12 protein-coding genes and 2 tRNA genes are annotated in these 13,615 nt (G+C 37.2%); 3 read left to right on the top strand and 11 right to left on the bottom strand.

Features of this window, described 5'->3' with window-relative positions; genetic code table 11:
• Window positions 1–154: 154 nt before the first annotated feature.
• From ACLHK8_RS03080 to asnB, 5 genes are all read right to left on the bottom strand, one after another.
• Window positions 155–225, bottom strand: a tRNA-Gly gene (locus ACLHK8_RS03080).
• A 99-nt stretch (window positions 226–324) separates the two neighbouring features.
• The gene (locus tag ACLHK8_RS03085; RefSeq protein ID WP_063697130.1) at window positions 325–1,032 is read right to left on the bottom strand and encodes an aspartate/glutamate racemase family protein; all 708 of its coding nucleotides are present in this window, start codon (window positions 1,030–1,032) and stop codon (window positions 325–327) included.
• A 5-nt stretch (window positions 1,033–1,037) separates the two neighbouring features.
• Complete coding sequence (locus ACLHK8_RS03090) at window positions 1,038–2,294, bottom strand: hypothetical protein (RefSeq protein ID WP_063697128.1); 1,257 nt, start codon at window positions 2,292–2,294, stop codon at window positions 1,038–1,040.
• Window positions 2,294–3,838 carry a UDP-N-acetylmuramoyl-L-alanyl-D-glutamate--2,6-diaminopimelate ligase gene (locus ACLHK8_RS03095; protein ID WP_063697126.1) on the bottom strand — a complete coding sequence of 515 codons (1,545 nt, stop codon included), beginning with the start codon at window positions 3,836–3,838 and terminating at the stop codon, window positions 2,294–2,296. Before ACLHK8_RS03095 ends, ACLHK8_RS03090 begins: the two co-directional genes overlap by 1 nt.
• Window positions 3,839–3,856: 18 nt before the next feature.
• Window positions 3,857–5,737: an asparagine synthase (glutamine-hydrolyzing) gene (asnB, locus tag ACLHK8_RS03100; protein ID WP_057775060.1), complete on the bottom strand. Its 1,881-nt coding sequence runs from the start codon at window positions 5,735–5,737 to the stop codon at window positions 3,857–3,859.
• A 360-nt stretch (window positions 5,738–6,097) separates the two neighbouring features.
• Here asnB and ACLHK8_RS03105 point away from each other — a divergent pair, with 360 nt between their 5' ends.
• Window positions 6,098–7,249 carry an MFS transporter gene (locus ACLHK8_RS03105; RefSeq protein ID WP_434520390.1) on the top strand — a complete coding sequence of 384 codons (1,152 nt, stop codon included), beginning with the start codon at window positions 6,098–6,100 and terminating at the stop codon, window positions 7,247–7,249.
• 82 nt (window positions 7,250–7,331) lie between these two features.
• Window positions 7,332–9,158, top strand: a complete 1,827-nt coding sequence (locus tag ACLHK8_RS03110; RefSeq protein WP_063697120.1) for a heavy metal translocating P-type ATPase — start codon at window positions 7,332–7,334, stop codon at window positions 9,156–9,158.
• Between the two features lie 62 nt (window positions 9,159–9,220).
• On the opposite strand, the gene ACLHK8_RS03115 is transcribed toward ACLHK8_RS03110, so the two are convergent.
• Window positions 9,221–9,880, bottom strand: coding sequence for a deoxynucleoside kinase (locus tag ACLHK8_RS03115; protein WP_057775055.1), 660 nt, complete (start codon window positions 9,878–9,880; stop codon window positions 9,221–9,223).
• 333 nt (window positions 9,881–10,213) lie between these two features.
• Here ACLHK8_RS03115 and ACLHK8_RS03120 point away from each other — a divergent pair.
• Window positions 10,214–10,297, top strand: a tRNA-Leu gene (locus tag ACLHK8_RS03120).
• A 79-nt stretch (window positions 10,298–10,376) separates the two neighbouring features.
• Here ACLHK8_RS03120 and ACLHK8_RS03125 read toward each other — a convergent pair.
• From ACLHK8_RS03125 to ACLHK8_RS03145, 5 genes are all read right to left on the bottom strand, one after another.
• A complete protein-coding gene (locus tag ACLHK8_RS03125; RefSeq protein ID WP_057774837.1) occupies window positions 10,377–10,655 on the bottom strand; it encodes a hypothetical protein in 279 nt (92 codons plus the stop codon).
• A gap of 18 nt (window positions 10,656–10,673) precedes the next feature.
• Window positions 10,674–10,889 carry a hypothetical protein gene (locus tag ACLHK8_RS03130; RefSeq protein WP_082854819.1) on the bottom strand — a complete coding sequence of 72 codons (216 nt, stop codon included), beginning with the start codon at window positions 10,887–10,889 and terminating at the stop codon, window positions 10,674–10,676.
• Between the two features lie 23 nt (window positions 10,890–10,912).
• The gene (locus ACLHK8_RS03135) at window positions 10,913–11,731 is read right to left on the bottom strand and encodes a Cof-type HAD-IIB family hydrolase (RefSeq protein WP_063697002.1); all 819 of its coding nucleotides are present in this window, start codon (window positions 11,729–11,731) and stop codon (window positions 10,913–10,915) included.
• Between the two features lie 108 nt (window positions 11,732–11,839).
• Window positions 11,840–12,922, bottom strand: coding sequence for a glycosyltransferase (locus ACLHK8_RS03140; protein ID WP_063696999.1), 1,083 nt, complete (start codon window positions 12,920–12,922; stop codon window positions 11,840–11,842).
• A gap of 154 nt (window positions 12,923–13,076) precedes the next feature.
• Entirely contained in the window at window positions 13,077–13,535 is a 459-nt protein-coding gene (locus ACLHK8_RS03145) for a universal stress protein (RefSeq protein WP_057774849.1), read from the bottom strand.
• Window positions 13,536–13,615 lie beyond the last annotated feature (80 nt).

Consider the following 13,615-nt stretch of genomic DNA (forward strand, 5'->3'; position numbering starts at 1 on the left):
GAGTTCACCCGCGGTACCACTCTAATTGATTTTAAAAATCCACTCAATTTCTTTAGTTGTAACATAAAAGTACGTTCCCTGAGATCTCTTATTCGGCTCACATCATTCCGAACTTGCTTTAAAGAAACTGATCAAGTACTACTCTTTTATGGAAAGCGGGCAACGGGAATCGGACCCGCGACGCAAGCTTGGGAAGCTTGAATTTTACCACTAAACTATGCCCGCAAATACAAAAATAAGTATAGCATATTGGGTCCCTTTTGTCATGGCTGATTTGCTCTATTAAGCCTAAAGGACACACTATTACCTATTTTCTTTTTAAATCTATTTTCGTAATTTATCGGCCATTTCAATTGATTTATCAACCAAAACAGATTGCGAATCAGCAATTGGAAAAGTTGTTTCAGGTGCCAACTCTTGCGCATAAGACAGTTCTGTACACCCCAAAATAACAACTTCGGCATCTTGTTCTTCAACCATCTTTTTAATGATCGTATGGAAAAGCTCCCCATCAACCTTGTTTTGATTTTTTATGTCGTCAAAGATTAATTGAGTTGTTAATCGTTGAATTTCTTCAGTTGGCTTAACAACTTTTAAATTTTGTCGTTCCAATTCACGATCATAAATACCATCTGTGGTTGTTCCCTTAGTTCCGATGACCCCTATCCGTTTGGCATTGGGATAGTTCTTTTTGATATCATTAACTGTTTCTCGGGGCATATGCACAATCGGCACTTTCGTAGCTGCTTGTAAATCATCATAAAAATAATGAGCCGTGTTACAAGCAATTACAAAAAAGCTTGGTTTCAACAAAGTTTGCTGTTGAATATCTTCCAGTAAATCAGGCAACGGGCTTGGTTGTGAATGATCCATTAGATAAGTTGATCGATCTGGAACTGTTGCGTGATTTACTAAAATATAATTAAAATAATCTTGATCTCGATGAGCTGGAGTCCGTTTATTTAATAAACGTAAATAACTCTCGGTTGCTGGAGTCCCCATTCCACCAATAATCGTAAAAAAGTCTTTCATTTAATTCATCCCTTATTTTCTTCAAAATAACGATCGAAGTTTTTCGCATAATTATGATTCATCCACGTTAAAAGTGTCCATCGTTTTAGATTCATGTCCTTTGCATAAAAGGCCGTCATCCCATAACGCTTTTGTTTAATCAAGCGTAATGCAGTCTGCTTATCCTGATTATCACGCGTGTATTTTTTAAATACTCTAATGGGAACACCCAACCACAACTGGTGCATTTTTTCATCCCGATTAGCATAAACTGTTGGTTTATTGGTCAAATCCTCAGTCACATAATCATCTACGACCCATTTAGCTAAATTGTAACCATTTAATGTTACAAAGAAACTGCTACGTCCTTGTCGTAAATTAATCTCAAACAGCTTAAAGGTCTGATCACGTGAATCATATTTCAAATCAAAATTAGCATATCCGGTAAATTCGATTTTTTCCAAAAAGTCTTGGATCGTTTTATAAATTGTTGCGTTATATTCAGGTAAAATGGCCACATAATTTCCAATGGCAGAAGGAGCTGCATCTTCAAGCAACGGATGTCCTAGGCACATCATTTTTACTTTATGATTTTGATCAACATATGCATTCAATACTCGCATATTACTATCATCACCTGGAACAAAATCCTGCAAAATCAGATCAGATGTATAGCCATTGTCGTAAATTTTACCAACAATTTCATCAAACTCAGCTCTGGACTGAATTCGAAAAGCCTTCTTGCGACCTTCAAAATGGATATCTAACCACTCCACACTGTTTGCAGGCTTTAAAGCGACTGGAAAATCAAAAGGCTCTTCAATTGGTTCTGAGCTTTCATACTCCGCTTTTGTAATAATCTTTGTTTTGGGATAAGGCAAATCAAATTCATCACAGATTTTATAAAAACGTTCTTTATTATTTAACTTACGTAATAGATCATAGTCGACATAAGGACAAACAAAAGTTTTGGAAAGTTCTTCTTTATGTTTAGAAATAAGCTCTGCATAGCCATCGCCCATTCCAAGTAAAATAACTTTTTCGGGTCGATTTTCATAACGCTTGGCAATTTTCTTCATGGCTTCAAAAAAATCAGGATCTTCCGAGAACCCCGGAATTAATTCTAAATCAACAATTTTTGTAAAACGCGTTGGTGCTAATTGCATCTCCGCAAATGCTTTAACCTTTTTACCCGTCATTTTATAAAAAGAACGAGCCATCCCATAAGCATTAAAGTCACTTCCCAATAAAATGGGAATAAAATCAGTTTTCGACGTCTCCATTATGCCAGTCCTTTCAAAACTTCTTTTGCTACCACTGTGTCCGTTGGCCAAGGGGTATCAACACCCTTAACTTTTTGATAAGGATCTTCTCCCTTGGCCGCCAAAATAACAACATCTTCTGGATGACTAAGTAAAATTGCTCGTTTAATGGCCTCATAGCGATCCACTACTTTTTCAACTTGCACTTTTTGATGATCCACATAACTATCAATTTCTTCAATAATGTCGGCAGGATCTTCAAAACCAGGATCATCAGCCGTTAATATTGCGATGTCTGCGTGGTCAGTCAATGCCTTACCAAACCCTTTGCGCCTTGAAATCCCTTTATCACCAGGGCTACCAACCACAACAATCAATCGTCCCTTCGGATATTGGCTTCGTAAAAAGCTGAGCAAAGCGTTCATACTTGCGTAATTATGCGCATAGTCTACATAGATCACCCCGTGCTTCTTGGACTGAATTGATTCCATCCGTCCCGGGACCTTAACCTGTGCTAAGAGATCATGAGCTTGTTCATAAGTCACACCTGCGACACCAACGGTAATCAATGCAGCAGTGGCGTTACTTTGATTGTAGCCGCCAGGCATGCTTAGCACATAACGTCCATCAATTTGTAGTGTCTTTGCTTTCTTGGTATGTGACTTCAATTCGATTTCATCTACTTGTAAATCATCGCGGTCATTATGAAAAGTAAAATCAATCGGAACTTCTTCCGCAAGTTTAGCAGCTGATTTTTTGTATAAATAGATTTTTTCTGGATCCGTGGTTGCCCGTGCTGCTTGATAGATTTCTTCAAAATGATCAGTTTCAGCATTAATTACGCATACCTCTGAATTTACAAGCAATTGTAGTTTGCAATGCAAATAATTTTCAAAAGTCGGATGTTCATTACGTCCAATATGATCTGGGGAAATGTTCAAAAAGACCCCAACATCATAGTGAAGACCATAAACGCGGTTTCGCAAATAAGCTTGCGATGAGACCTCCATCACAAGGGTGTGCATGCCGCTGTCAACAGCTTCGCGCATATCATGAAACAGATTTAGTGATTCAGGAGTCGTTAAATCAGACTTGAATTGTTGTTTTGGTTTTGGACCAACAATCCGATCAATTGTTGAAAATAAGGCCGTTTTGTCTTCAGTCGTTTCTTTAAGAATATTATGCGCATAATAGGCCGAAGTTGTTTTCCCTTTTGTTCCTGTAAAAGCAATAATAAATAAATCGTTTTGCGGGTACCCGTAATAAGCGGCCCCAATTAGAGCCATTGCCTTGGAAACATTACTGACAATAATTCCACACATTGCGGGCACATTATCATAGAGTTGTTCCGCAATATAGACGGTTGCCCCTTGAGACTGAGCATATTCCAAATAAGCAGGTTTAAAATTACCTTTACAGAAGAACAAATCATTGGCGCCGGCGCGACGAGAATCATACTTAACTCCCGTTATTTTTTGATGATCGCCTTTCACATTATTTACTATCTGTTTCAGTAAATGATGTTCTTTTAAAATTGTGGTGATTTCGGCAATCTCAAGTGCCATTTTTTTCATCTCCAACTTTTAAACCTGGGTACGATGAACTAGCTTACTTGTTGTAGCAGTTGTATTTTCTGGGAAAAAGACTTCATACCACAAAATAAACGTATAAATCGTGAAAATCTTTTGCATACTGGATTTGCCATTAATATGTTCATGCAAAATATGCATCAATGCTTCCGGCTTAAAGAATTTCTTGGCTACATCAGAATTAAAAGCTGTTTCGATCCGTTTACGATATTTATCTTCTTTAATCCAACTGGCAATTGGAGATGGAAAGCCCATCTTTTCTTTTTTAGCGACTCGTTCAGGCAATTCACTTTCAGCTGCCGTTCTCAATGAAATTTTAGTTTCATCTTTATGAATTCGGGTATTAACTGGCATCGTAGCCGCAAACTTCGCCACTTCTTTGTCTACTAATGGTGTCCGGACTTCTAAAGAGTTCGCCATACTCATACGATCGGCTTTATGCAAGATATCAAACGGCAACCAAGTATTAATATCGAAGTATTGCATTTGGGTCATTTCATCTTTGCCTTTAACTTCATCAAAAATATGTTTCGTATACTCTCCAGAATCCACGTTAATGCTTGGATCACGCAAAATTTCATCGCGTTCATGCTTATCAAACACATAATTAACCCGGTAATAGCGTTCACTTAACGGCTCGGCACCACGCACTAAGAACCGTTTACCGTGAAAACGAGGAAGATTTTGAACTAATTTTGCTAACCCCGTCCGAACAAACTGAGGAACCCATTTTTGATATCTCTCAAATGGAAAGGCCTCTAAATAGGTATTATAGCCCCCGAAAAATTCATCGGCACCTTCGCCAGATAACGCCACCTTCACATGCTCCCTAGTTCCTTTTGAAAGGTAATACAACTGCATAGCAGAAGGATTAGAAAGTGGTTCGTCCATGTAATACATGATAGTTGGCAAAATATCAAAATAATCATCGCCATCCATAGTTAAGGGCGTGTTTTGTTGATGAATCTCTTTAGCAAACTCAGTTGAATAACTTAGTTCACTATATTTAGAATCGTTAAATCCTAACGAGAAAGATTGAATTGGCTTAAGCTTTGCAGCCTCTGCTAACACATAGCTGGAATCGATCCCGCTTGATAAAAAGCTTCCCACTTCAACATCGGCAATCATATGAGCTTTTACTGAATCTTTCACAATTCCGCGAATTTGTTTAGCGTCCCCTTCGACGGTTTGTGAATTATCAATGTGGTCATAATTAAACTTGTAGTAAGTATGAGTTTCCGTTTTACCATTTTTATGCAAAAAGTATGTTCCTGGTAAAAGCTTAAACACGTTTTTAAACATCGTTTCTTTTGAAGGAATAAATTCAAAACTCAGATGAATTGGCAACAGCCGTTCGTTAAACTCTTTTACAAACTTGGGATGATCCAAAAAGGCTTTAATTTCTGATCCCCAAAGGAAAGAAGTCCCGTCATCATAATAATAAAGTGGCTTGATTCCGAAATGGTCACGTGCCCCAAATACTTCTTTTTTCTCCATGTCATAAATAACAAAAGCATACATTCCTCGTAGCTTCTGCAACAATTCAGGTCCCCAAGCATCATATCCATGAATCAACACTTCAGAATCCACATCAGTCTGGAATTTGTAGCCAAGTGCTTTTAATTCTTCACGAATTTCTTGATAATTATAGATTTCACCATTAAACGTCAAAACTTTCGTCTTAGTTGCATTTAGCATTGGTTGTTTTCCATGTGCTAAATCAATAATCGACAAACGTCTGAACCCTAATGATGCATCTTCATTTTGAAAATAGGCTTCGTCATCAGGTCCACGATGCTTGATCCGATCTGCCATTGATTTGATCACGTCAGTGTCGACGTCAGTTTGATTTAAGTACCCCACAAATCCACACATAATTTATATAGACCCCTCAATTAATTAATTTTTAAAATAGTTATTTTTCGATTTTTATCCGATATTTTTTAAATTACCGTAACAGAAATATTTTACCAAATTTACGGCTATAATACTACCACAGCCAAAAACTCTTAGTGTCTTTGCAAACTTTTAATGGCTTTCTTTTTTCATTGCTGGCACAAGCAAAATATTGTGAGCTTCTAATCAACTTTTAACATTTAAAATTGATTATTTCCACACACACCCCTTCAGCCTGGATTTGCTTTGGCTCTTAAAAAGATTTGAATTAAAAAAGTTGATATGCAATAGTATTATTAATACTTTATGAGCGAAATAAGTAAAAAATTAGAAAGTTTGTTGAAAAATTTGAAAAATAAATTCGTTCTTCTTACAAATATGCTTGTCAACATGGGCATTGGTCTTATCATGCCAATCACAACGCTTTATATCCATGGTACCTTAAATAAAAGTTTAGTTACGGCGGGTTACGTCTTGTTTTGTTTTTCTGGTGCCATGATGGTCGGTAATTTAATCGATGGAAAACTATTTGATAGTTGGAAACAATTACCACTCATGTATATCTGTGGCTCAGGAATTGTTTTGGCCCTCCTCTTGGTCGGCATTTTTCCGCAATGGCCTATCTATCCTGTTTTGATCACGTTATATGGGCTTTTTTTAGGTGGCCTAAATTCGTCAATTAATGGTTATATTGCCTTTTTACAAGTTTTTGATCCAAATATTTTTAATAACGGTTACTGGTTCGCTAGTTTAGGGATGGGATTTGCCACTTTCTTATCCGGTATTCTTTTTGGAATTAATATCCGCGTCGTTTTTTTTAGCTCTGCCATTCTTTTTCTACTAACTACACTAATCATCCGACTTACCTTTCATCCTATTAAAAAACAAGAGAAAACTGAATCAGTAACAGATATTAAACCCAAAACTGATCATTCTTTTCTAAATGTGATCCTCATTTGTCTAGTTATGATTATTATCTGGATTTGTTACGAACAATGGAACAGTAATGTTTCAGTCTTAATGGTGGCAAAACACATTTCCATTCCTAAATACAGCATGCTTTTCACGATCAGCACAATTGAAGTTATTTTAATACAGCCCTTTATGAATCGTTTCTTTAAGCCAAGTTTTAAATCTGAAAAAAAGCGGATAATTCTAGGCCTCTTAGCTTTTGCCTGTTCTTACTTATTCATCGTCAACGCTGAAAGTTATTGGCGCTTTGTGGCAGGCATCACCATGGTCACGTTGGGTGAAATGCTGGCATTAATCGCCATCCCAGCCGTTTTAAACCGTTATGCAGAAGATCATAATCGTGGCACCATCCAATCACTAGGTAGTTTTGCTGGTTCCATGGGTCGTGCCTTAGGACCACTTTTGGGTGGCTACTTTATTACCGGATTTGGCTATAACTGGACATTTTTAGCTATGTTTATCATTCATATTTTACTGGTTATCCCAGTATTTTCTCTAAAGCTCAACAAACAAAAATAAATAATTATCTGGCTGGTATTTTTGAACAACTACGCTTATAATGTATTTAGAATCATTCTAAATACAGAGGAGCTGCTTATTTATGAAACATTCCACCAAATTCGCATTAGTTTTAGGGCTAGGTATTTTAGCATTAATTTTAGAATTCATTTTTCATTTCCCCTTAGCGGCACAAATTATCATTACCGCTGTCGGAATTGTCATTTCTTTTTCAATGTTGTTAGAAATGATCAAAACTCTTCGTGCAGGTAAATATGGTGTAGATTTATTGGCCATTACAGCGATTATTGCTACTTTAGCGGTTGGTGAATATTGGGCAAGTATCGTGGTCCTGGTTATGCTAACTGGCGGAGATTCTCTGGAAGACTATGCCGCTCACAAGGCAGGTAAGGAATTACAAACCCTTCTAGATAATTCTCCACAAACAGCGAACGTTTTAATGAACGAACATTTAACCGTCAAACCGGTAGATGAAGTATTAGTGAATGATCAAGTCGTTGTTAAACCTGGTGAAGTCGTCCCAGTTGATGGCGTGATTTTATCAGGAACTTCCATTTTTGATGAATCTTCGCTTACCGGTGAATCTAAACCGGCCAATAAAAGTCTTGGGGACGACTTGATGTCGGGATCTGTAAATGGCGATGGGGCAGTGACAATGAAAGTCACAAAACTTGCAGCAGATAGCCAATATCAAACAATTGTCAAACTTGTCAAAAATTCAGAAGCACAACCAGCTCATTTTGTTCGTTTAGCTGATCGTTATGCAATTCCATTCACCCTTGTTTCTTATCTCATCGCGGGTGTTGCTTGGTTTGTTTCAAAAGATCCTGTTCGTTTTGCTGAGGTTTTGGTTGTGGCCTCACCTTGTCCCCTCATTTTAGCCGCACCGATTGCCCTTGTTTCCGGTATGAGTAGTGCTAACCGAAACGGGATTATTATAAAAAATGGTACAGCTATTGAAAAACTAGCCACAACTAAGACCATTGCATTTGATAAAACCGGTACTTTAACAAAGGGTATTTTAGCAATTGACAAGATTAAGAATCTTCCCCCATTTTCAGAAACAGAATTTCTAAGCTTAACCGCTAGTGCTGAACAACAATCAAGCCATATTCTAGCTCGTTCAATCGTAAAGGCCAGTGATCCACACAGTTTAATGCCAGTCTCACATATTAAAGAGGTCACTGGAATGGGGGTCACGGCTCAAGTGGATGATCACCAGATAAAAATTGGTCGAAAAAGATTTGTCACTGATCAGAATTTTGATTCACCAAGCCAGACTGCGATTTTTGTCGCAATTGACGATCAATTTGCTGGGTATATTACATTTTCCGACCAAATCAGACCTGAAGCTGCCGTCACAATTTCACAGCTAAACAAATTAGGAATTCAAAACACATTAATGATCAGTGGTGATCAAAAAGCTACCGCTGATGCTGTTGGTAAACAAATTGGAATTTCAAAAGTCTATGCCGAATGTCTGCCTGAAGATAAAATTACCATTTTAAAGGACCAAGAAGACCATTTGCGGCCTGTCACAATGGTTGGTGATGGTGTGAATGATGCGCCCTCTCTAACAGTGGCTGATGTTGGAATTGCCATGGGTGCTCGTGGTTCAACAGCTGCAAGCGAATCAGCAGACATTGTCATTTTGAAAGACGATTTAGGTCGGGTCGCGCGGGCCCTCAGCATTTCAAAATATACAATGAAAATTGCTAAACAATCCGTGTTGATTGGTATTTTCATCTGTATCGGGTTAATGTTGATTGCGGCGACCGGGATTATCCCAGCGCTCTTGGGTGCTCTTTTCCAAGAAGTTGTTGATACAGTAACCATTCTCTGGGCCCTGTTAGCTCACCGAAATAGTACTCAATTAAAACAAATCATTGCTGAACAAAAAAATAATTAAACAAAAAAGTTATCCATGACCGATTTTTATAAAAATCGATTATGAATAACTTTTTAATTACGCTAAATTGCTTCTTCAACACTCTTAGGCGCGCGAATTTTTTCTAAAGCTGCATCAATCTGCCCTAAGACAGCATCAACGTTCTTGGGATTTTCTAGATCATACTTTTGTAAATCAATTTTAATTTTTGGACTTGCATCATACTCTTCATACCAGTCCTTATAAGCCAACCACATTTTGCGATAATAATCTTCGAGATCTGGATTATTATCAAACTGTTCATAATCGCGGCCTCGTTTTTTTATACGATATAAGATCGTCTCGAAATCAGTTTCGGCATACACCATCAAATCTGGTGCTTTTTTTGGAAGGTCATTTAGCTCATTCATCATATTATCAATGAGACTTGTATAGACACCAAATTCAGTATCTGTAATGTTTCCCTCTTTATTATTTTCTCGTGTAAATAAAGCATCTTCATAAATTGAACGATCCAAGACATTATTATCATCGGAAAGTGCCTTTTTGATCATCGCAAATCGCTTGTTCAAGAAATAAATTTGTAGTAAAAACCCGTAACTTTTTTGGTCAGAATAATAAAGTGGTAAAACGGGATTGTCCCCCACTGGTTCATAAAATGCTTTTGATCCGTAGTGTTCTGCAATCTTTCCAGTTAATGTTGTCTTTCCAACACCTATCATTCCTGCTGTAATTATCACCATACAAGGCCCCTCTTTATCTTTAATCAATATTCAGTATATCATAAATCATTTGCATACAACATCTTGTGTTTTAACTAAAATTATGTTTTTTGTACTAAATGGCTAAAATCATTGATTACAACCATTCTTTTAATTACACCTAACCCAATAGCTACAAACATGCAGGAATAATCATACCATATTTCCACGCTAAATTTAGAGAAAAATATATTATTATGTTAACAAATTCAAGACAAACAAAACATGCTGATTTGAAGGAAATTTTGAGGCGCTTAGTTGTTTGGAGAGGCTTTCCATTTTTCAGAATATAGTGTAAAATGATTAGTGTTGTTTGCCCCAGTGGCGGAACTGGCAGACGCGCAGCGTTCAGGTCGCTGTATGGGCAACCATGTACAGGTTCGAATCCTGCCTGGGGCATATAAAAACATCATAAAAACGGCTAGATTTTCTTTTAATACAAGAAGACCTAGCCGTTTTTATATTTTCTTAATTTAGACTACTCATCCAACTTTACAACCGTTCCGTAACCCACAACTACCAGAAATTTTGGTGCCACACTGACATTAACAATTTCCGTATTAAAATGGACCCCGACCAAGCCATCGCCATCTTTCAATTCTGCGCGCTTGGTTAATTTTTGCTTTGTTTCTTCGATGAGTTGATCAAACATTTGATATTGATCAATTTCATCTGCCGATAACATAATGCGACTTGTTGCTGACACAATGTCGATGATTGTGTGTCCGGCATTCACTTCTTCAGTAGACATAAACATAATAATCCCTCTTTTACTTTAAGGTCGATCTTCTTCGTCTTGTTCCGCTTGGTGCCGTTTTAGAGCGGCCATTCTGATTTTTAATTCGATCAAGACAACTGAAAGCATCGCGAATAAAAAACCGAGAATCCATAAGATAACTAAAAGCCAAAAAGGCAACTTAACAAATTCAGTTATCAAAATTAGCCCAATCGCAACCAAAGCTGGAATAACAATTATCGCTGCTTTTTGCACAAGAAACCTCCATTCTTGAAATTTTAGTCCAAAACAAACTTATGGATTGCTTCTGCCACACCAGTTTTATAATTATTTTTGGTCACATATTTAGCAATGCTTTTCGCCTCATCTGTCCCATTAGACACAACAACTGGCATCCCTACTTTCCGCAACATTGGTAAATCATTGCTATTATCTCCTAAGGCCAAAACTTCATCTTTTTTGATTCCCAAAGATTCGGCTAACTCTAATGAGGCCGTTCCTTTATCAGTACTAAAATGATTAAATTCGGCGTACATTCCAGAAGAATAACTAGCGTTTAATTGATTATCAAAAGCTGCCATTACCTTATCATGCACTGGATGGAGAGCTTTTTCATCTGGATTCATCGTGATGACTTTCATAATTTTTTCGTTTTTAAAAATTGAAAAATCCTTATCAGTCATAATTTTATACTCAACATGACGAGGCTTCAAATAAGCCAAATCTTCCTCACGAGGATTATAAATATACAACTTATTTAATGTATAAACATGTGTATCATTGTGTGGATATTGCGATGTAATATCAAAAACACCTTTGGCTTCTTCGTACGTCATTTCATTTGTCTGTAACACACGGTTGTCCTGATTTTCAATGATCGCACCCCCATTGTATGAAATCACAAATTCATCAGGCTTTTGAAATAAGGACAACTTTTTCAATAAGGGTTGAACTGAGGCAAATCCTCTCCCTGTATTAGGAACAAATTTTACACCTTTTTCGGAAGCGGCCTTAATTGCAGCGATATTTTCATTAGAAATGCTTCCATCCCTGCTAAGTAAAGTTTCATCTAAATCACTAACTATTAATTTATACATTTCAAACCATCGACTTTCCTAGTTCACTATAATTGTAAACGCTATACTCATACCATATCGAAGTTTTGCGATGTTTTCAATGCTATTTTTCATTTTTTACTTCTTTTTTTAAGAAAGAATTGTTAGCCATTGTTTTATAATAGTATCCACCATAAAAGAGCTTCGAATCCGTTCACATGACTTCTTAGCATAAAGCTGTCTGAGTGGTTCGCTTATTATCAGCTTATTTAAGGATTCAACAAAATCTGGAACATCCTTTGCTTTAGTTAAAACTCCATATTCATTTTTTCCTAAGAATTCTTTTGAACCTGTATTTTCCATCGCAACAATTGGCAACCCAAATCCCATAGCTTCACCAATGACTAAGGGCATCCCTTCCCATCGCGAAGTAGATACAAAAATAGAGGCAGTCTCATAATGGGCCTGTAAGGCTTCGTCTTTAAGCGCTCCACGGTAAATGATTTTATCTGCCACATCAAATTGAGCGATCAATTGTTTGAAGATCTTCATTTCCGATTCGGGACCCTCTCCTGCCATGGCAATTTTCCAATCATCTGGTAAATATTGGGCGGCCTCCAGTAAAAAATCAATTCCTTTGTGTTGAATGGAAATACGAGCCGTAAACGCAATGGTGTGGGCTTTTAAGTCAGCTCGTTCTTCAGCCACGATTGTGAGAGGATTATAAATTTTGACTGTGTTTTTATTAAATTGGCGATAATTCAAATAATCAGATTCAGTTAGCACTACCACAACATCCGCTGCTTTTAATCCCTGAATAAATTCAGATTTCATTAACTGATAATACTGCGTTAGATAAGTTTTATAATTATTATGCATCCACGCAATGACATGAATTTCAGGAATTTGGGCCTTAATTAACGGAGCAAAACTTGTTGTTAATCCTGCTGGTAAAATAACGGTTTGAAATTTTTCAGCCTGAATATAATTACATAAGTCCTCAATTTGGGGTTGGTATCTTTCATAAGGCTTCTCACCAAAATAATTTAGAATATGTCCCGGTGCTGGGCGTTTTGCAATTACTAATTCAGCATCCAGTTCATAATAAGGTGCCACATCTTCTAACGAGTAGTAAGTCACATCCACATATTCGGTGAGTGCGTTACCTACAACCGTTGCGGCCCGTTTCACACCATCCATTTTTACATTTTCCAGTACAATTAGTAATTTCATATTTGAATAACCGAGATAATCTCGGCTTTCCCCCTCTCTTTTGGTTAGTTTAATAAGACCAGCTTTCTTTTTTGCGTAAACTAATAGCGGACCAGTCGTTTTCTTATTTAAATGACCGATCCACCATTAATTTTCTGAATTTATTTGTAAATTTTTATCTAACTACCATGACGTCTGCCAAAGAGTGTTCCAAAATATAGGCCGAATTTGATCCCAAAAACATTTGTGCAACCCGATTTGCGCCAGTTGCCCCAATGTAAATTAAATCAATTTGGTTCTCCCTTTGAATCGTTTTGGCCAATTCTTCGTGTGGACTACCAATTTTTACAATGCCAGTCACTTGTTCAACACCTTCGCCTTGAACGCGCGCGACAATTCCGTCAATGGTTTCCTGTTGCTCTTTCAATCGATTATTTTCGTCAACATCAGTTTCAACAACGCCAAAACCTAATGACGACTGCCCTATTGAAGATTGCCGTGGTTTTAAAACTTGAGCAATATACAGTTTTGCTTGATTTCGTTTAGCTGCATCGATTGCCTTATCTAAAGCCCTCATTGAAGTTTCTGAACCGTCAATCCCAACCAAAATATTTTTATATTGTTGATCTTGCATGTGACTCATCTCGCTTCCTGATTATTTAACTTTATTATAGCAAGCGTTTACGAAATCTTATAGTAAAAGGCTCTTCTTGT

The organism is Pediococcus sp. M21F004 (assembly GCF_051122535.1).
Classification (GTDB): domain Bacteria; phylum Bacillota; class Bacilli; order Lactobacillales; family Lactobacillaceae; genus Pediococcus; species Pediococcus inopinatus.